The following is a 17,207-nucleotide window of genomic DNA, read 5'->3' on the forward strand; positions in this document are numbered from 1 at the left end:
CGGCAGCCCGTGTCCAGGCCCTCGCCGACGGCGTCGACGCGTGCCCGCACTTCCGACCCGGCACCGCGCTCGTCCCCAAACCACCTGGCAACCGCCAGGTGGGAGACCTACCGCCAGGCCGCGCATGCGGTGCGGGCCAGGATCGACGTGAAGTACCTGCTCGGTGTGGAGTTGACCGACCCCGGCTTCGGCCACACCGTGTTGACCGGGTTCCCGGACCGGCTGCTGGCGCACGCTCTGCAGGCGAGGATGCTGAACCTGCTCCTGGAGCGGCCGGCTGGGATGGACTGATTGTTTCCGGCGGGCGGCAGCGCACCGACTCCACGCATGTCCTGACTGCGGTCCGCGCCCTCAACCGCCTGGAGTTCGTCGGCGAGACGCTGCGAGCGACGCTGGAGGCGCTTGCCGTGGCCGCGCCGGACTGGCTGAGTGCGTCCATGGACTCGGCGTGGCAGGACCGCTACGGGACGCGGGTCGATGCCTGCCGGTTGCCGGCCGATGAGCAGGGGTGACGCGCTCGGGCCTTGGAGAGCGCTGCTGACGGATTGCTTCCGCTTGAAGCGCTCTCCGCCGCCAGGCCACCTCCTGTTCACTGTCGCTGGGGGTGCGAATGAACTGCGGCACCCACACCGTGCGCAGGAACGCCGACGGCGGGCACCTTCCCGCAGCCACGCCGGCGCCTTCGGCACGTCCCGCCTAGATGAACGCACCGGCCGATCTTCGAGGTGTCGAAGCTCGAAGGAGGTCAGCACGATGACCGCACCTGACAGTGTGCCCCTGCACGCCCTCGCCGAGGACACCTCGCTGCGGCGAGTCCGGACCTGCTGCGCGCGATGGTCAAGACGTTTACCGAGGCGCTCATGTCCGCGTGGGCCGACGCTCTCTGCGGCGCCGACTTCGCGCAGGCCGACGACGCTCACCGGCGGCGCGGGTCGGGCGGGCTGGCGGGCACGCGGCTGTCGCAGGTTGCATCGCGCGACGATTCGCCGACGGGGTTGGCGGCGCGTGGCACACACGGTGCCCAGAGAAAGGGTCTTCTCTCCGGCGCCGCCGTACCGCTGCCGGCCGCGCTGATGCCCCGGGCACTGGCGAGCGCGGTGATCACCGTCGCCTCCCCTCGCCTGTGCACGACCTCATGCTCCCCACCGGCTTGGGAGGGGACATGTTGCCCGCCCTACGGTCTGCCGCTGCCGGGCGGTCGGGCTGAGTGGCCGCTGAACGCGGACAGGAACCGCAAAGCCCCGCCAGTTTGAGCATGAACTTCGCGGTGGGCGGCGCCGTAGGGGCGGAGCTTGTCCGTGACGGCCGCCCGGGGCACCGCACCGGCCCTGGGCATCTGGATGCGGGCCTGCACGCGCAGCTCGCCGCCAGCCGGAGGCTGGAAATCGGTGCGCGTCGCCTCGATACGGCCCGACGTCCAGTTGCCGGCCCCGGTAGGGGCGCCCAGCATCCAGAAGGCGGGCCAGTAGCCCTTCGCGGCCGCCCCGGTGACTTCCTTCATGCGCCTGCGGAAGAACCGCCTGGCCGCGGCCTTGTCCTGGCGGGTCCGTACGACCCTGCTCAGCCAACGCCAGTTGGTCGCCAAGTGTGCACCTTTCATCCCAAACTCCCTGTGATTCCAATTCGTAGTCACCGAGCTGCCACAACGCGTGAGCGCTAGGGGTAGGGTCCCTTGCCGAACACCACCAACGGACACAGGACTTCCAGTGCAGTCATGGCACGATCCCCGCCCCGTCGTCGCCCCCTGCTCATGCACACCCTCGTCCGTTCCCAGGAGATTCATGTCGCCCGCCCTCACCGTCGTTCGCATCGACGGGTCCTACGGCCCTGAGGCGCCTGACGGGGGCACGATCTCGGACGGTGCTGCGCAAGGGGTGTCGAGGGCCGCCGCTTTGACCCTCCGCCACGGCCCGGAGACGCCGGCTCGGCGGCCTGCTCCTTCGGCTGCTTACGCCGCACGCGTCCGCCGCCTTCACCCGGCTCCGCTTCGGCCGATCTCAGCATCGAACCCGTTCAGCCCAGCCGCGGCTGTGCCCGGCCCCGGCCTCCCCGCTGCCGCCCCCGCCCACAACCCCGACACACCGACGGCTTCCCCATCCGTGAGGACCTGATGACCGAACTCATACTGAGCGCCGCCACGTTGCTGACGTTGGCCGGCGTCGGTTCCGCATGGCACTTCCGGCGGAAACGCGACCAGGCCGAACGCCAGGCCGAGCTTCTGAGCCAGCATGCCGACCTGCTCACACAGCAACTCCTGGCGGCCGAACAGTGCGTCGGGTACGTCGCGACGACCGCGGTTCCGGCCACTGTGGGCGGCGGGCAGGGTGGCGGTCGGGGAGGCGAACTCGTCGTACCGCCGCGTCTGGACGGCACTCAGCTCGCCGAGCGGCTGCGCGCCCTGCCTGGTGCTGTCGCCTCGGCGGTGGAACAGGTCCGGGCTCAGGAGCGGACGGCTGCCGCCCAAGCCGCCGATCAGGTCCGTCAGGACGTCGAGCGGCAGGTCGCCCAGGTGCGCCAGGAGTCCGTGGGCGTGGCCCGGGCCGCCGTGCGCGGCTTCGCCAACAACGTGGTGGCGCGGGCGGCGATGCTCGGCCAGACCGTCAGCCAGGGTGTGCGGCGGCACGTCTCGGACGAGGCGTACGCGACGCTGGTGGAGATCGACCACCTCGCGCAGCAGATGCTGCTCACCGCGTCGGGGTATGCCGTACTCGCCGGGGACAAGCTCTCCCGGCGCTGGCCCGCCACCACGCTCACCGACATCGTGCAGGCCGCGATGGGCCGGATCGAGGGATACGAGCGGGTCAAGCACCCGGAGATGGGATCCGTCGCGGTCGAGGGCCGCGCGGTGGAGGCGGTCGTGCACGCCCTCGCCGTGCTGCTGGACAACGCGCTGCGCTACTCCCCGCCCTCCGCCAATGTCCACGTCTCGCTCGAACAGGGCCACCACGCCTGCTTCCTGATCGTCGACGACGCCGGACTGCGCATGGACGACGAGCGCCTGCTGTGGGCCAGCGACGTGATGTCCGGCAAGCAGCGCGACGACATCACCCGCCTGGGCGCCCACCCCCAGACCGGGTTGCGCGTGGCGTCCGTGCTGGCGGAGGACTACGGCTTCCGCGTCGAGCTGACCGCGCCGAACATCTACCAGGGCACGCGAGCCATGCTCGTACTGCCGAAGGACATGCTCACCACGCCCACGCCGGCCGAACCCGTCGCCTCTCCCGTGCCCTCGGGCCCCGCCGCGGAACCCGAGCCGCCCGCCGCCCCGGCGACCACCACCGCCAGCGGCCTGACCGTGCGCCGGCGCTCCGCGGCTCCCGCGGTGTCCCGCCGCACGGCAGAGACCACCGCTGCCGAGCCCGGCCGTCCGGCTGTCGCCGCGGCCTGGGCCGAGGGAACACGCCGCGGCCGGCAGGGCGAGCCCTCCCAGACCTCCGCTGGGCACGACGCTGCACACGACGAAGGACACTGACCGTGCGAGACATACACTCCAACAGCCTGGGCTGGCTGCTCGACCAGGAACTCGGCGCCGTCGAAGGCGTCCGCTACGCCGTACTGATGAGCAGCGACGGGCTGTTGAAGGCCCGAACCGAGACGATCAGCCAGGACGACGGGGAGAAGTTTGCGGCCCTGACGGCCGCGCTGCGGGCCGCGGGCAAGGCGTGGGACGAGTTCACCTGTGGCGAGGGCATGCGCCAGCTGCTGATCGAGTCGGTCAGCTGCATCGGCCTGACGACGACCGCTGCGAAGAACACCATGCTGTCGGTGTGCACCACCGGGCCCGACGCTGACGTCGGACTGATCTCCCATCACATGGTGCGGCTGGCCACCCGGGTGGGGCACGAGATGGCCACCGCCGATCGCCTGCCGACCGGGGAAGGCGGCTCGCCGGCATGACGGGGCCGCGGCGTGACCCCGACATGGTCAGGCCCTACGTCCGCACCGGTGGGCAGGTCCGCGCCCGGGACGATGTGCGCCTGGAGAGCGTGGTCATCGCCGCGACCGGCCCCACGGACACCCTCGGTCCGGATGCCCGCCGACTAATGCGCCTGTTCGGCAGCACGGGTGGCGGCCTGGCCGTCGCCGACATCGCCTCCGCACTGGAGCTGCCGCCCTCGACGGTGCGCATTCTCGTCTCCTCGCTGATGGACTCCGGCCACCTGTCCAGCCCGGTCGCCGCTACCGGCCATCAGCCCGACTTCGACCTGCTGCAGGAGGTACTCCGTGGACTACGCTCCCTGGTCTGACCTGCCCGTCACCTACGTCCCGGCCACGGTGACGCGGTCGGCCAAGATAGTGGTCGCGGGGGGCTTCGGCGTCGGCAAGACGACACTCATCGGCAGTGTCTCGGAAGTGAAGCCACTGCGGATGGAGGAACCCATCACGCAGGCCAGCGTCGGTGTGGACGATCTGCGCGGCACTCCGCACAAGACCACGACCACCGTGGCGATGGACTTCGGCCGCATCCACATAGCCGGCGGCAGGATCGCGCTCTATCTCTTCGGGCTGCCGGGGCAGTCCCGTTTCCGGCCCCTGTGGGAAGACCTGGCCGAAGGCGCGCTGGGCTGTCTGGTTCTGGCCGACACTCGCAACCTCAACGCCTCCCACGACGCGCTCGGTCTCCTGGAGAGCGGGGGCGTGCCCTATGCCGTCGCCATCAACGCCTTCCCGGACGCGCCGAGTTACCCCGAGGCCGAGCTGCGCCAGGCCCTTGCCCTTGAACCCTTCACTCCCCTGACGGTCTGCGACGCCCGCGACCGCACGTCTTCCCTGCATGCCCTGATCACGCTCACCGAGTATCTCTCCGAGCGTCGCTCAGCCGACCCCCTGGAGCCCCGCCGATGACGATGCCTTCCCCTGAGCCCACGCCGTCGAGCCCACCGAACCGGATCGCCCTCTACTCCCCGGAGTTCGCCGCCGACCCGCACGCCATGTACCGGCAGATGCGCCGCGCCCACGGCCCGCTCGCCCTCGTGGACCTGGCTCCCGGTGTGCCCGCGACCCTGGTGATCGGCTACTACCAGGCCCGCCGCATCCTCAACGACCCGCTGCACTTCCCCGCCGACCCTCGGGCCTGGGAGAAGCTGATCCCCAAATCATGTTCGGTGCGGCCGATGATGGAGTGGCGTCCCAACGCGCTGCGTTCCAGCGGCGCCGAGCACGCCCGCTACCGTGCCGCGAACACCACCGCCATCGACGCGATCGACCAGCACGAGTTGCGGGCCCTCGTCGAGAAGGTCGCCTCCAGCGCCATCGGTGAATTCCGCGCGGCGGGCAAGGCCGATCTGCTCACCCAGTACTCGTTCCCCATCGCCTTCCGCATCCTCAGCGCGCTGCTGGGCTGCCCGGACGAGATCGGCCGGCGCATCGCCGACGGCATGGCGAAGATCTTCGAGACCACGGACGCCGGACGCGGCAACGAGATCCTCGGCCAGGCCGTCCTCGACCTCGTGACCCTGCGCCGACAGCACCCCGGTGACGACATCACCTCCCGGCTTATCGCCCATCCCGCGCACCTCACCGACGAGGAGATGGGCCACCAGCTCGTCACGCTCTATGGCGCGGGGATCGAGCCGCTGACCAACCTGATCAGCAACACCATCCTGAAGATCCTCACCGACGAGGAGTTCTGCGCCGACCTGCACGCCGGGCTGTCCACGGTGCGCGACGCCCTCGACGCCGTGCTCTACACCGACCCGCCCTTGGCGAACTACTGCATCTCGTATCCGCCGTATCCGATCGACGTGGACGGGGTGCTCCTGCCCGCCGACCAGCCGGTCGTGATCTCCATGGCGGCCGCCAACAACGACCCGGTCCTGACCGAGGGCGTACCCGAGGGCCGTCTCACGGGAAACCGTGCCCACCTCGCCTGGAGCGTCGGCCCGCACACCTGTCCCGCCCGCTCGCACGCCTACCTCATCGCGGAGACCGCGGTCACCTATCTCCTCGACGCGCTGCCCGAGACGGACCTCGCCCGCCCCGTCACCGAACTCACGTGGCGCCCCGGCCCGTTCCACCGGGCCCTGGAAACCCTGCCCGTCGTATTTCCCGCACGCTAAGGAGCCCAGCCATGGCCCAGCAGCCTCCGCTTGTCCTCAATCCCACCGGTGCCGACCACCACGCGGAGCACCGTGCCCTGCGCGCCCGCGGCCCGGCCACCCGGGTGGACATACTCGGCGTGGAAGCCTGGTCGGTCACCGACCCCGTTCTGCTCAAACAGCTGCTCACCAGCACCGACGTCTCCAAGGACGCCCGCGCGCACTGGCCCGGATTCGAGCAGGCGGTAAACACCTGGCCGCTCGCCCTGTGGGTCGCGGTGAAGAACATGTTCACCGCGTACGGCCCCAACCACCGCAGGCTGCGCCGGTTGGTGGCACCGGCCTTCAGCTCCCGCCGCATCGCCGCCATGAAGCCGGCCGTCGAGGAGATGGTGACCCGGCTGGTGGACCGCCTCGCGTCGCTCCCCGCGCAGGAGCCGGTCGATCTGCGCCAAGAACTCGCCTACCCGCTGCCCATCGGGGTGATCAGCCACCTCATGGGTGTCCCGGAGAGCCAGCGGGATGAATTCCGCGTCCTCGTGGACGGTGTCTTCGACACCACGCTGAGCCCCGCGGAGGCACAGATCAACACCGCCCGTCTGTACGGGCACCTGGACGAGCTCATCGCCGCAAAGCGCAGCGCCCCGGGGGACGACATGACGTCCCTGCTGATCGCCGCGCGGGACGACGAGGGCGACGGCGCCCGCCTCGGGCCCGACGAACTGCGCGACACACTGCTGCTGATGATCAGCGCCGGGTACGAGACCACCGTCAACGTGATCGATCAGGCCGTGTACACCCTGCTGACCCGCCCCGACCAAATGGAGTTGGTCCGCAAGGGGGCAGTCACCTGGGAGGACGTGGTCGAGGAGACACTGCGCCACGAACCCGCCGTGAAGCACCTGCCGCTTCGGTACGCCGTCACGGACATCCCTCTGCCCGACGGGCAGACCATCGCCCGCGGTGAGGCGATCCTCGCCTCCTACGCGGCCGCCAACCGTCACCCCGACTGGCACAGCGACGCCGACACGTTCGACGCGGCCCGCACGGTCAAGGACCATCTCGCCTTCGGCCACGGCGTCCACTTCTGCCTCGGCGCACCCCTAGCCCGCCTTGAGGTCGCCCTCGTGCTCCAGAGCCTCTTCGACCGCTTCCCCGACATCCGCCTCGCCGAGCCGGCCGGTGAACTTCGGCCCGTGGGCTCCCTGATCAGCAACGGCCACCAGCGACTCCCGGTGCATCTCCACACGCACTGAGCACCTGCCCCCGCGTAAGGCCGCCCATTGAGCGTTCGCGCGAGGAGCGGGGCCCGTACGCCTGACCGGGTACGCCGTCCGTCGGCAGGCCGCCGCGCCGGACGTCAATCACCGGTCAGGCGCGGCCCCTTCCTCTATGCTGCCCGGTCAGGACGCCATTGCCTTGAGCGCAACCAGCTCCTTGTGAATACGCGAACATGTCGCCGACGATCCACGGCACCGCGGAACCGTTGCCGCGGCAGTCGCCCGAATACCTCACCCACCGGCAGCCGTTCACCGGCTGCCCCGCCGGCGTGACGTTCTTCCACGCCGGCTTGTTCGGGCGGGCCTCGATCTGCAAAACGGTGGACTCAGGCTAGGTTGCGGGGGTGGTGGGAGTGGCGGATGCTGGAAAGGGGTGTCCGGCGTTACCAATGAAAAGCGCATCCTGAACCGGCGCGGTGATCGTCATGGCTATTCTCGACATGGACCTTGTCGGTGATCACGATGGGAAGCCGCTCGAAGGCGTCTTGATCGAAGCGCACTTGGTGCTGGTCGCCCGGTCTCGCTTGGATCCGCCCGATGTGGAGGGCCGGCCCGATGTGGAGGTTGGGGCTAATCCGAGCCCGGAGAGCGGCCGAGTGATGCTTCGGCCAGTTGTCCCCCTCAGTGATGTCGTCGAGCAGAGCTGTGGAGTGCGCGAGGCGACAACGGCCGCCGACGGGAATGCCGTTTTCGCATGGGACCCGGCTGCTGTGCAGGCCGAGATGAACAAGCTGGAACCACGCCGCTCGGGTCCCGAGGCAGCCAAGGTGACGGGAGAGTTCCGGCTTTCCGTGCACGTCGAAAACGTGAAGAAGTCCGGGACGCTGCGACAGCGGATGATGCGGGCGGATGAGACCGTAAGCCTCACCCGGAGGCAGCTGCTCGCCTACACCTGCGTGGGGCACACCACGGCGCAGGAGACCTGCGTCTGGTTCTCGTTGATCGACCCCCCGGTCCCCGGAGCGAGGTATGAGGTACGGCTTTACGCTGCGCTCGCCATCAGGCCCGTCAGTGTGGGGAGGCGCCCGCGGATAGCCCCGGCGCCACAAGTGGGTGTGAAACAGGTTGCCCTCACTGAGCGGAACGGCACGGCACGCTTCACCGGGCTGACGGCGGGCAGCTCGTACACTTACAAGGTCGTCCGGGTGGGAGGGAACATCACCCCGGCCGAGCGTGTCGTGGCCACGGGATCCGTGGGAACCGTCCAGCAAAACCCAACGCAACTGCGGATCGCCTTCGCTTCGTGCAAGACCGCGGTCAACACCCGAGAGGGAGCGGCCCTGCTGGGCGAACTCGCCCGACAGCCGCGTGACATGCTCTTCCTGATCGGCGATCAGCTCTACGGGGACCGGGCCCGAGAGGAGTTCGGATGGCTGACCACCAAGACCGCGAAAGACGCGTTTCGGATTTACGACCGGCATTACGCCCAGGCATGGATCAACCCAGGCTGGCGTGCATGCATCGGGCGGAGCCCGGTCTACATGATGCTGGACGACCACGACATCGCGGACGACTGGGGCACCACCTTCTCAGAGGACACGGAGCCCGCCCTGGTCTCCGGCGCCCTCAAGGCCTACCGGTCGTGGCAGCATGACCACAATCCACCGACGGCCAAGGGGCAGTACCACTACCACTTCTCCGTTGGTCCGGTGTCCTTCTTCTTCATGGATCTGCGGACCCATCGCGGACGCGGCGAGGACGCGAACCACCCCTTGCTGGGCCCGGTGCAGGCAGCCGACCTGCAGTCCTGGGCGAGCGGCCCAGCGTCGGACGCCGACGTGGCCGTCCTGGTATGCCCCGTGCCGCTAGCCCTGATCCCCGCAGCGATCCTGCAGCACATCCTCGATGCCATCCGGGATGCAATGGAGAGCTTCGCCGACTTCGTCCCGTGGCCAGGCGGCGAGGTCGCCGAATGGGTCGTCGACGAACTAGGCGACATCGGGCCGCTTGACAATTTCCGGCTCGTCGAGCCTGACTTGGCCGATGCCTGGACCGTGCAACCGGCCCGCCAAGACCTGGTATTCGTTCTGAGCACGCTGTTCGGTCTCGCGAACGATGTATCCGGCGGCGGTCAGAAGCCCCGGGCGGTCATTGTCCTGTCCGGCGATGCACATGCCGGAGCCATCCATGAGATCAGCTCGATCAGCCCTGATCACAGCAAGCAGAGGTCCGTCGTGCAGTTGCTGTCCTCGCCGCTCACCGCAGCCCCCGCCACCGGGCTCAACAGCGAAAAGGCCCGCAGCGCTTATGCCGCCCTGCTCCCACTAGGCCTGGACATGCCTCTCCCGTATTGGGCGCAGTTCAAGACCTCGCCACCATTTCTGGCCGCTAACAACTTCGGCATGCTGACCATCACCAGAACGCGGCAAGCCACGCGGACCTACCGGATCGAGGGCTCGATCCGGTCTGGCAGAGGAAGCCTCACATTCGACCGGGAATACAAGCTCAGCCCCCTGGTCATGCCCGGATCCGTCCGGCACATCCCGCCTTCCGGAGGACATCAGGGCGGGTGAGCACCCCGCCGGAAACCGTCCTGGCCGAGAACGACATCACGGTGAGTGGCTCGTACGGGCAGAACGGGGTTGCCGTCCCCCGTGAAGATCGCCGTCTCGCCGTCCGGTACACCTCCACCTGCCGTCAACGATGCGGCCCCGCTCGGGTGTCCGGGCAGGGCCGTCGTCATGCGGTCAACCTCCCTGCGGGTGTCGGTGGAGCACGTCGAGCAAACCGTCGCCAGACCCAAAGATCTTTGCGGTCACGAAGCTGACGCTCATCCGCCGCGGGCGCGGCGGGCGGGGACGTCGGCTCTCCGGCCGTTCCGTACGTCCGGGTGTTCGCGCGGCTTCGCTGGCGCCGCACGGAGGGATGGGTCTTGCGCCTGACCGGGCGTGCCGTTGGGTTTCCGCTCGCGGGCGCGGTAGCGCCTTCGTGCTGGCACTGATCGGAGCGAGCCTGCTGGTCTCCCAACTGGAACAGCTCCGCGAACGCAGGAAGCTGCTCTCCGCGCTGGTCGCCTTCGGCACCCGGCGCCACACACTCAGCCTGTCCGTCCTGTGGCAGACAGCCCTCCCGGTCGGACTCGGCTTCGCACTGGCCACGACGGTGGGCGTCACCCTCGGCGCGGTACTGCTCAAGATGACCCGTACACCGGTGACCATGGACTGGGCGAGCGTCCTGACCATGACCGGCGTGGGCGCGGCCGTGGCCGGCGTGGTCACGCTGCTCAGTGTGCCGCCGCTGCTGCGGATGATGCGCCCGGAGGACCTGCGCACCGAATAACCCCTCACATATCCCCCGAAGTGGGCTCCTCCTGCCAGGAGGAGCCCACCCCTGCACGCAGGCAAGCCCGGTCGGCATCAGCACTGTCACCGTCAGGACAACCTCGGCGCACAGCGGGATCCGCAGTCGAGGGGAGCACGCCACCAGACGGCGTCGGCCGTGAGCCTGCCGACAGCGACCAGGCAGAGCTCTGCGGCCGAACGGCTCGCTGCGTCACCCAGAGCAGGCATCGAGCATCACCGAAAGCGCCGGGCAGCCTGGCGGGCTCAGGCGGCGATTCGGGCCGTGCCAAAGCCAAGGTGATGGCCCCAGCGGCGTGCGGGGCGTGGTGCCGGTGGTGTCAGTGCCAGTAGCCGGGCATGCCACCTTCCGAGTTGAGAGCGGCCCAGATCACCAGCAGTACCGCAGCCACGATGACAGCCGTCCCGATCAGGCAACTGTGGTCTCCGCTGCGGCTCGCCTCTCGACCGAGAGCCGCTTGGGCGGCCTGACCTTCGGCGGTGTCCTTTCGTTGCTCAGCCGCCATCTCGGCCGCACCGTCGGCGATGGCCTGCGCCACACGCAGGACGTCGTCCGCGTTGAAGCGGACGACGGTCTGCGACCCCCAGGTCGAGTTCGATGTCCAGCTTGTGGTGCGTACACCGTTGGCTCCGGCGACCGCATGGACGCATGAAATGCGAATCATCGGCCAGGCCGCAGCGACCAGTTGGGGCGTCAGCCAATCCTCGTCGTGCCCAGTTCGGATGTCGGACATGTCAACAGTGTTCCGTACGGCCTCCCCGACACGTCAGTAGAACGACGCAAGTCGGGACGTCGATCGACGGGCCACCGGGTGGCAGGTGCGGGACTGCGAGAACGCTCCGGACACCGGCGTCCTCGAACGCGGGGTCGTCGGTTGCGGCAGCGTGGGTCATACGGTGTCGGTAAGCGGCGGAAGGCTGGCCTGTCCTCCGGTGAGGGTGACGTCGAGGCCGCTGTCGGTGACGTCGACCGCCGTGGCCCTGAGACCCAGGGGATAGTCGGTTCCCGGGCGGTCGGACAACTGCTTGCGGAAGCGGTCGACGACGCCTGCGGGGGCAGGGCGGCCCAGGATGTCCGCGTCTTGGAGGAACAGTGTCACGTGTCCGTTCCGAAGGCGTGGCCGCAGGGTGACCTGCCCCAGGCCGCCCGGCCCGAGGTCGAGGGTGATCGTTTCGGCTTCGTGGTCGAGATGCACGCCGGTGACCCGGAGCCTGCTGCCGGAGCTAGCGACCAGGACCTGGAGAGAGGCGGCGGGCACCGTCACGTCGGCCCGGGTGTGGGCCACCGTGGCGGAGTGGTCGCCGACCAGGCGTACGTCGTCCAGGCGGGCCCGTACGGACGCGTCACGGACACGGCCCAGGTGGGCGTGGTCGCTGCTGACCGTCACGGCATCGAGGTGCCGGTCGAACAAGGCGAGCAGTGCCGGACCTGCGTCGATGCGAACCTCGCTGTCGCTGCCCAGGCCCCGCCCGGCCGCGGCGGCCACACGGTCGTGGAGCCACGCGCGAGCGGTGAGTTCGGCGACGGAGGCGGTCGCCAGAAGCGCGGTCAGGGCGGTGACCGTGACGGTGGCGGCGCGACGGCGCCGCAGCAGTGACAGGATCATCGTCCCTCCTCCATCGAGGCGGCGGTGGGGGCCGGATCAGCTGAGCCGACCGGCGCGATGCCCGCAGCGGGAGGGGAATGCGCGCCCTCGGGATCCAGACGGGGCAAAAGGCGGTCCAGCCACTGAGGCAGCCACCAGTTGGCCCGGCCCAGCAGGTACATGGTGGACGGCACCAGCACAAGCCGGACGACGGTGGCGTCGATGACCACGCTGACGCCCAGTCCCAGGGCCAGCATCTTGACGACCACGTTGGTGGAGAGCAGGAACGCGAGGAAGACGCTGGTCATGATGAGGGCGGCACATGTGATGACGCGGGCGGTGCCGGCGAGTCCCGTCGCGACGCTCAGATTGTTGTCCTTGCTGTGCAGCCAGGACTCCCGGATGCGCGACAGCAGGAACACCTCGTAGTCCATGGACAGCCCGAAGACGATCGCGAACATCATCATCGGGACGTACGACTCGACCGGGACCGGTTCGGGTACGCCGAACAGCGCGCCGCCCCAGCCCCATTGGAAGACGGCGACCGTAACCCCGTAGGCGGCGGCTATGGACAGCAGGTTGAGCAGGGCCGCCTTCAGCGCGACGAGCAGGCTGCGGAAGACAGTGAGCAGCAGCAGGAAGGCCGCCGTGACCACCACGGAGATGATGACCGGCAGTCGGTCCACCACCACGTCACGGAAGGTGAGTTGGGCCGCGGTGGTGCCGGTCACATGGCCGTGGGCGCCGGAGCCGGCGAGGGCGTCGGGGAGGGTGTGGTCCTCCAGTCGGTGCAGCAGGTCGGAGGTGGCCCGGTCCTGCGGGCCCGTGCCGGGGGTCACCGTGGCGATCAACAGGGCGTTGTCCTCGGTGGTGACCGGGAGGGAGACCTTGGTGACGTTTGGGGCGGCGGCCAGGGTGTCGTGCAGGGCGGTGGCGAGGCCCTGGATCTTCGCGGGGCTGTCGGTGCGGTCGGGGTCGAGGGCGGCGACGACGGTGAACTCGCCGTTGGTGCCCGGGCCGAAGCCGTTTGAGATCAGGTCGTAGGCGCGGCGGTCGGTGTAGCCGGTCGGGTCGGCCCCGTCGTCGACATGGCCCAGGCGCATCGAGGCGGCGGGGATGGCGAGCACCGCCAAGGCGAGGGCGCCGATGACGAGGAACAGCCAGGGCCGGCGGCCGACGGTGCCGGCCCAGCGGTGCCAGGTGTCCGCGGTTCCGCTCGGTTCGTCCACCGGTGGGCGGACCCACCAGCGGTCGATGCGGCGTCCGGCGAGGCCGAGGAGGGCCGGGGCGAGGCTGAGCGCGGCGGCGGCGGCCACCGCGACGGTCAGTCCCGCGGCGACGCCGAGGGTGCCGATGAATCCGACGCCCGATGCGTACAGGCCGCCGAGCGCGAGGGCCACCGTGGCCGCGGCGACGATCACGGCGCGGCCGCTGGTGGCCATGGCCCGGCCCGCCGCCTCGGCCGGGTCGCCGACTTCATGGAGCAGGCGGCGGTGGCGGGTGACGAGGAACAGGGCGTAGTCGATACCCACGCCCAGGCCCAGCATCGTGGCCAGGGTGGGTGCGGCGGTGCCGAAGGTGAAGGCGGCGGCCAACAGGCCCAGCAGAGAGATACCCGTGAGCAGCCCTCCCACGGCGGTCAGCAGCGGGAACGCGGCCACGGCCAGGCTGCCGAACCCGGCCAGCAGCACGACCACGGCGGTGACGATCCCGATGGCCTCCGACAGACCGTCCGCGGCCTTGGGCCGTGCGAGACGGCCGAGCGGGCCGCCGTATTCGACCTGAACGCCGTCCACCCGCAGACCGTGCACGGCGTCGTCGACACCGTCGAGGTAGGACCGGTCGAAGCGGACCGGGTTCTCGCTGAAGCGCACGGTGACGATGCCGGTGGTCCCGTCGGCGGAGACGGCGCCCGGGGTGCGGACGGGGTCGACGACCGAGATGACTTCCGGCAACTTCCTCAGGGCGGTGACGGTCTCGTCGACGGCGGCCCGGTGGGCGTCCAGCGGGCCGCTGTCCGGGTGCAGCACGATCTGTCCGGCGGTGCCGCGCACTGCGGGCGAGCCGTGGCTGTCCAGCAGGTCGGAGCCGATCTGCACGGAGGTGCCCGGAAGGGAGAAGTCGTCGTCGTACGAGCCACCCCAGATCCGGTCGGCTGCGAGCGCGGCCAGCATCGCCAGGAGCCAGATGCCCAGTACCCTCCAGGGCCGCCGTGCGCACCAGAGGCCCAGCCGGTGCAGCCGGCCCGCGGGAGTGCCCGGCCCGGGGCTGGGAGGTCGCTCAGTCGTATGCGGGGAGTCGGCCATGATGTCGTTCCTGATCGGGGCCCGGTCGCTCGGCGGCCGGTGCGATCGGGGTGTGGTCCGGGCCCGGTCGGGCGTGGGCAGGTGCCGCCGGGCGGTCGTCGAGGGTGGAACGCCGCCGCGGGCGCGGCGGGTGCGGAAGAACAGCAGGGAGACGGCCACGAGCAGCGCGGCGGCGGTGACCAGGGTCAGGGCGAGCAGTGCCGCTCCACCCGCGCCGGGGCCCGCCGCGGTGTCCGCGAGCGAGGTCACGGAGGGGACGTGGGTGACGGCGACGGCATCGGCCGGCCGACTCGACGCGATCAACGCGCTTCCGGTGCTTGCCACGTGGTCCGTCTCCTGTCTTCGTCGATCTTGGACCCCAGCCTGCCGGAGCCGTACGAGCAGGGCGTTCGGCGCATGTTCGGGGAATGTAAGGAATCGGCTGAGGTGCGGTGGGCTGCGGCGGCGCCGGTTAGCATCGAGCATCCACGGCTCTGGACCGGCCCCGGGTGCCGGGGCCGAGGAGAGAGAGACATGCCGGAGAACAAGGGCCTCGTTCTGGTCGTCGAGGACGAGCGGCACATCGCCGACCTGCAGCGGCGCTATCTGAGCCGGGAGGGCTTCGGCGTCCATGTCGAATCCGACGGGGACGGGGCACTGGCCGCCGTCCGCAGGATGCGTCCGGTGGCGATCGTGCTGGACATCGCCCTGCCTGGAATCGACGGCATAGAGGTCTGCCGGCGGCTGCGGGCGGACGGGGACTGGACTCCCGTGGTGTTCGTCACCGCCCGGGACGAGGTGACCGACCGGATCCTCGGCCTGGAACTCGGCGCCGACGACTATCTCACCAAGCCGTTCTCTCCGCAGGAACTGGTTGTCCGCGTCAAGAGCCTGCTGCGTCGCGCCGCCGCCCCGCAGCGCGACACCGTGCTCCGGGTGGGGCGGCTCGCGCTGGACCCGGGCCGCCGCACTCTGCACGTGGACGACCGCCCGGTTGAGCTGACGACCACGGAGTTCAACCTCCTCGCGTTCCTGATGCGCCATCCGGAGCAGGTCTTCTCCCGGGAGCAGTTGCTCGCCCAGGTGTGGGGTTACCCCGGCTACCGGGACACCCGGGTGATGGACGTCTACGTGTCCCAGCTGCGCGCCAAGCTCGGTGTCTCCAGCCCCCTGCGCACCGTCCGCGGAGTGGGCTACAGCGTCACCGAGACCGAACGATGAGCCCCGTACGGCGCCGCGCCTCGCTGGCCGGGAACGTGATCCTGCTGACGACGACGGTGGCGGCGGTCGCCGTCCTCGTGACCGGACTGTTCGCCTGGCGCACGATCCATACGACCGCCGAGGCCCAGGAGCGCGACCAACTCACGCGGCAGGCCGAGGTCATGGCCCGCACCCCCGCACTGGCCTCCCTGCTACTGGACCGGCAGCAGCGCATCGCCGGACCGGACGGGACCCGACTCGCTCTCGTCCAGCCCTCGGGCGACGTGGACGGCCCGGCCGCGGCCGTCGTCGACACCGCGCGGCGGACCGCGCTGCTCGCGGGCCGGCACGTCTCCGCGAGTGACTCGCTCGACGGACAGGAAGTCCTGGTGCAAGGAGTGCCCACGCGCACGGGCGGCGCTCTCGTGCTCACGGAGCCGATGAGCTCCGTCGACGAGGCGACCGACCGGATACGCGGGGGCCTGGTGCTGCCGCTGGCCCTCGGGCTGACGGGCTCAGCGCTGGCCGGAGCCCTGCTCGCCCGGCGTCTGTCCCGGCCTCTCGCTTCCGCGGCCCGTACCGCGCACCGGTTGTCCGAAGGCGAGCGCGGACTGCGTGTGCCGGAGGAAGGACCCGCCGAGGTGGCGGAGCTGGCCACCGCGCTCAACTTCCTGGACACGGCGCTGGAGCGCAGCGAGGACCGGCAGCGCGACTTCCTGATGTCCGTCTCGCACGAGATCCGCACTCCCTTGACGGCGGTACGGGGTTATGCCGAGGCCCTCGCCGACGAGGTGATCACGGGCGAGGAGGTGCCCGAGGCCGGCCGTGTCCTGGGTACGGAGGTCGAGCGGCTGGAGCGATTCGTCGGCGACCTGCTCGCCCTGGCCCGTCTGGAAGCAGACGACTTCCGGCTCGACGTGGCGGAGGTCGACCTGGACACTCTGGTCGCGCAGGCCGCCGCAGCCTGGTCGGTCCGCTGCGCCGGGCACGGCGTCGACTTCCGTGTGGAACGTCCGGGACACCCGCTGCCGGTCGCGACGGACGGCGCGCGGGTGCGCCAGCTCATCGACGGCCTCGCCGAGAACGCCCTGCGCGTCACCGAGGCCGGCCGTCCGCTGGTCCTGGCTCTGCAGCCGGACGGCTCGCGCGCACGGCTGGAGGTTCGTGACGGCGGCCCCGGCCTCACCGACGCCGATGTGGCGGTCGTCTTCGAACGCGGCACGCTCACCGAGCGCTACCGTGGCGTACGCGCCGTCGGCAGCGGGCTGGGCCTGGCCATCGCCCACCGTCTGACCGCACGGCTCGGCGGCACCATCACCGTCCGCGGACGCGGTCCCGAGGGCGGAGCCTGCTTCACGGTACGGCTGCCGCCCCGCCCCGGCACGGCCTGAAGCGTGTTGCAGAATGCCGTGATTTTGCGGGTCAGGGTCCGGCCACGGATCTTCTGATCACGCGGCCAGGGCGAGGTTGTGCGGGTGCGCGAGGGCCTGCGCGGCGTGGTGGAGGCCTCCTCGACGTA

The 17,207-nt window shown here is 70.2% G+C and carries 14 protein-coding genes and 3 pseudogenes; 13 read left to right on the forward strand and 4 right to left on the reverse strand.

The window, feature by feature from the left end:
• A pseudogene (locus ACZ7L0_RS42900) lies at positions 1 to 291 on the forward strand (hypothetical protein); the annotation flags it as partial.
• A 462-nt stretch (positions 292 to 753) separates the two neighbouring features.
• A pseudogene (locus ACZ7L0_RS42905) lies at positions 754 to 938 on the forward strand (IS256 family transposase); the annotation flags it as partial.
• A 236-nt stretch (positions 939 to 1,174) separates the two neighbouring features.
• On the opposite strand, the gene ACZ7L0_RS42910 reads toward ACZ7L0_RS42905, so the two are convergent.
• The gene (locus tag ACZ7L0_RS42910) at positions 1,175 to 1,585 is read right to left on the reverse strand and encodes a hypothetical protein (protein WP_471248056.1); all 411 of its coding nucleotides are present in this window, start codon (positions 1,583 to 1,585) and stop codon (positions 1,175 to 1,177) included.
• Between the two features lie 525 nt (positions 1,586 to 2,110).
• Here ACZ7L0_RS42910 and ACZ7L0_RS42915 point away from each other — a divergent pair.
• The 9 genes and pseudogenes from ACZ7L0_RS42915 to ACZ7L0_RS42955 form a co-directional block, all read left to right on the forward strand.
• The gene (locus tag ACZ7L0_RS42915) at positions 2,111 to 3,472 is read left to right on the forward strand and encodes an ATP-binding protein (RefSeq protein ID WP_471248024.1); all 1,362 of its coding nucleotides are present in this window, start codon (positions 2,111 to 2,113) and stop codon (positions 3,470 to 3,472) included.
• A gap of 2 nt (positions 3,473 to 3,474) precedes the next feature.
• On the forward strand, positions 3,475 to 3,897 hold the full coding sequence (locus tag ACZ7L0_RS42920; RefSeq protein ID WP_471248025.1) for a roadblock/LC7 domain-containing protein: 423 nt from the start codon (positions 3,475 to 3,477) through the stop codon (positions 3,895 to 3,897).
• A complete protein-coding gene (locus ACZ7L0_RS42925) occupies positions 3,894 to 4,247 on the forward strand; it encodes a DUF742 domain-containing protein (RefSeq protein WP_471248026.1) in 354 nt (117 codons plus the stop codon). Before ACZ7L0_RS42920 ends, ACZ7L0_RS42925 begins: the two co-directional genes overlap by 4 nt.
• The gene (locus ACZ7L0_RS42930; RefSeq protein WP_471248027.1) at positions 4,225 to 4,845 is read left to right on the forward strand and encodes a GTP-binding protein; all 621 of its coding nucleotides are present in this window, start codon (positions 4,225 to 4,227) and stop codon (positions 4,843 to 4,845) included. The genes ACZ7L0_RS42925 and ACZ7L0_RS42930 overlap by 23 nt, the downstream gene beginning before the upstream one ends.
• Entirely contained in the window at positions 4,842 to 6,059 is a 1,218-nt protein-coding gene (locus tag ACZ7L0_RS42935; protein WP_471248028.1) for a cytochrome P450, read from the forward strand. Before ACZ7L0_RS42930 ends, ACZ7L0_RS42935 begins: the two co-directional genes overlap by 4 nt.
• An 11-nt stretch (positions 6,060 to 6,070) precedes the next feature.
• Positions 6,071 to 7,294: a cytochrome P450 family protein gene (locus tag ACZ7L0_RS42940; protein ID WP_471248029.1), complete on the forward strand. Its 1,224-nt coding sequence runs from the start codon at positions 6,071 to 6,073 to the stop codon at positions 7,292 to 7,294.
• A gap of 197 nt (positions 7,295 to 7,491) precedes the next feature.
• Complete coding sequence (locus tag ACZ7L0_RS42945; protein WP_471248030.1) at positions 7,492 to 7,653, forward strand: hypothetical protein; 162 nt, start codon at positions 7,492 to 7,494, stop codon at positions 7,651 to 7,653.
• Between the two features lie 90 nt (positions 7,654 to 7,743).
• Positions 7,744 to 9,831 (forward strand): alkaline phosphatase D family protein, encoded by a 2,088-nt coding sequence (locus ACZ7L0_RS42950; protein ID WP_471248031.1) that lies wholly within the window; start codon positions 7,744 to 7,746, stop codon positions 9,829 to 9,831.
• Positions 9,832 to 10,234: 403 nt separating this feature from the next.
• A pseudogene (locus ACZ7L0_RS42955) lies at positions 10,235 to 10,597 on the forward strand (FtsX-like permease family protein); the annotation flags it as partial.
• A 340-nt stretch (positions 10,598 to 10,937) separates the two neighbouring features.
• Here ACZ7L0_RS42955 and ACZ7L0_RS42960 read toward each other — a convergent pair.
• From ACZ7L0_RS42960 to ACZ7L0_RS42970, 3 genes are all read right to left on the reverse strand, one after another.
• Positions 10,938 to 11,351, reverse strand: a complete 414-nt coding sequence (locus ACZ7L0_RS42960; protein ID WP_471248032.1) for a hypothetical protein — start codon at positions 11,349 to 11,351, stop codon at positions 10,938 to 10,940.
• Positions 11,352 to 11,507: 156 nt separating this feature from the next.
• Positions 11,508 to 12,224, reverse strand: a complete 717-nt coding sequence (locus ACZ7L0_RS42965; protein ID WP_471248033.1) for an LmeA family phospholipid-binding protein — start codon at positions 12,222 to 12,224, stop codon at positions 11,508 to 11,510.
• Positions 12,221 to 14,833, reverse strand: a complete 2,613-nt coding sequence (locus ACZ7L0_RS42970; RefSeq protein WP_471248034.1) for an MMPL family transporter — start codon at positions 14,831 to 14,833, stop codon at positions 12,221 to 12,223. Before ACZ7L0_RS42970 ends, ACZ7L0_RS42965 begins: the two co-directional genes overlap by 4 nt.
• Before the next feature lie 189 nt (positions 14,834 to 15,022).
• Here ACZ7L0_RS42970 and ACZ7L0_RS42975 point away from each other — a divergent pair, with 189 nt between their 5' ends.
• Complete coding sequence (locus ACZ7L0_RS42975; protein WP_471248035.1) at positions 15,023 to 15,709, forward strand: response regulator transcription factor; 687 nt, start codon at positions 15,023 to 15,025, stop codon at positions 15,707 to 15,709.
• Positions 15,706 to 17,079, forward strand: coding sequence for a sensor histidine kinase (locus ACZ7L0_RS42980; RefSeq protein WP_471248036.1), 1,374 nt, complete (start codon positions 15,706 to 15,708; stop codon positions 17,077 to 17,079). Before ACZ7L0_RS42975 ends, ACZ7L0_RS42980 begins: the two co-directional genes overlap by 4 nt.
• Positions 17,080 to 17,207 lie beyond the last annotated feature (128 nt).

The organism is Streptomyces sp. NPDC039424, from assembly GCF_055639495.1.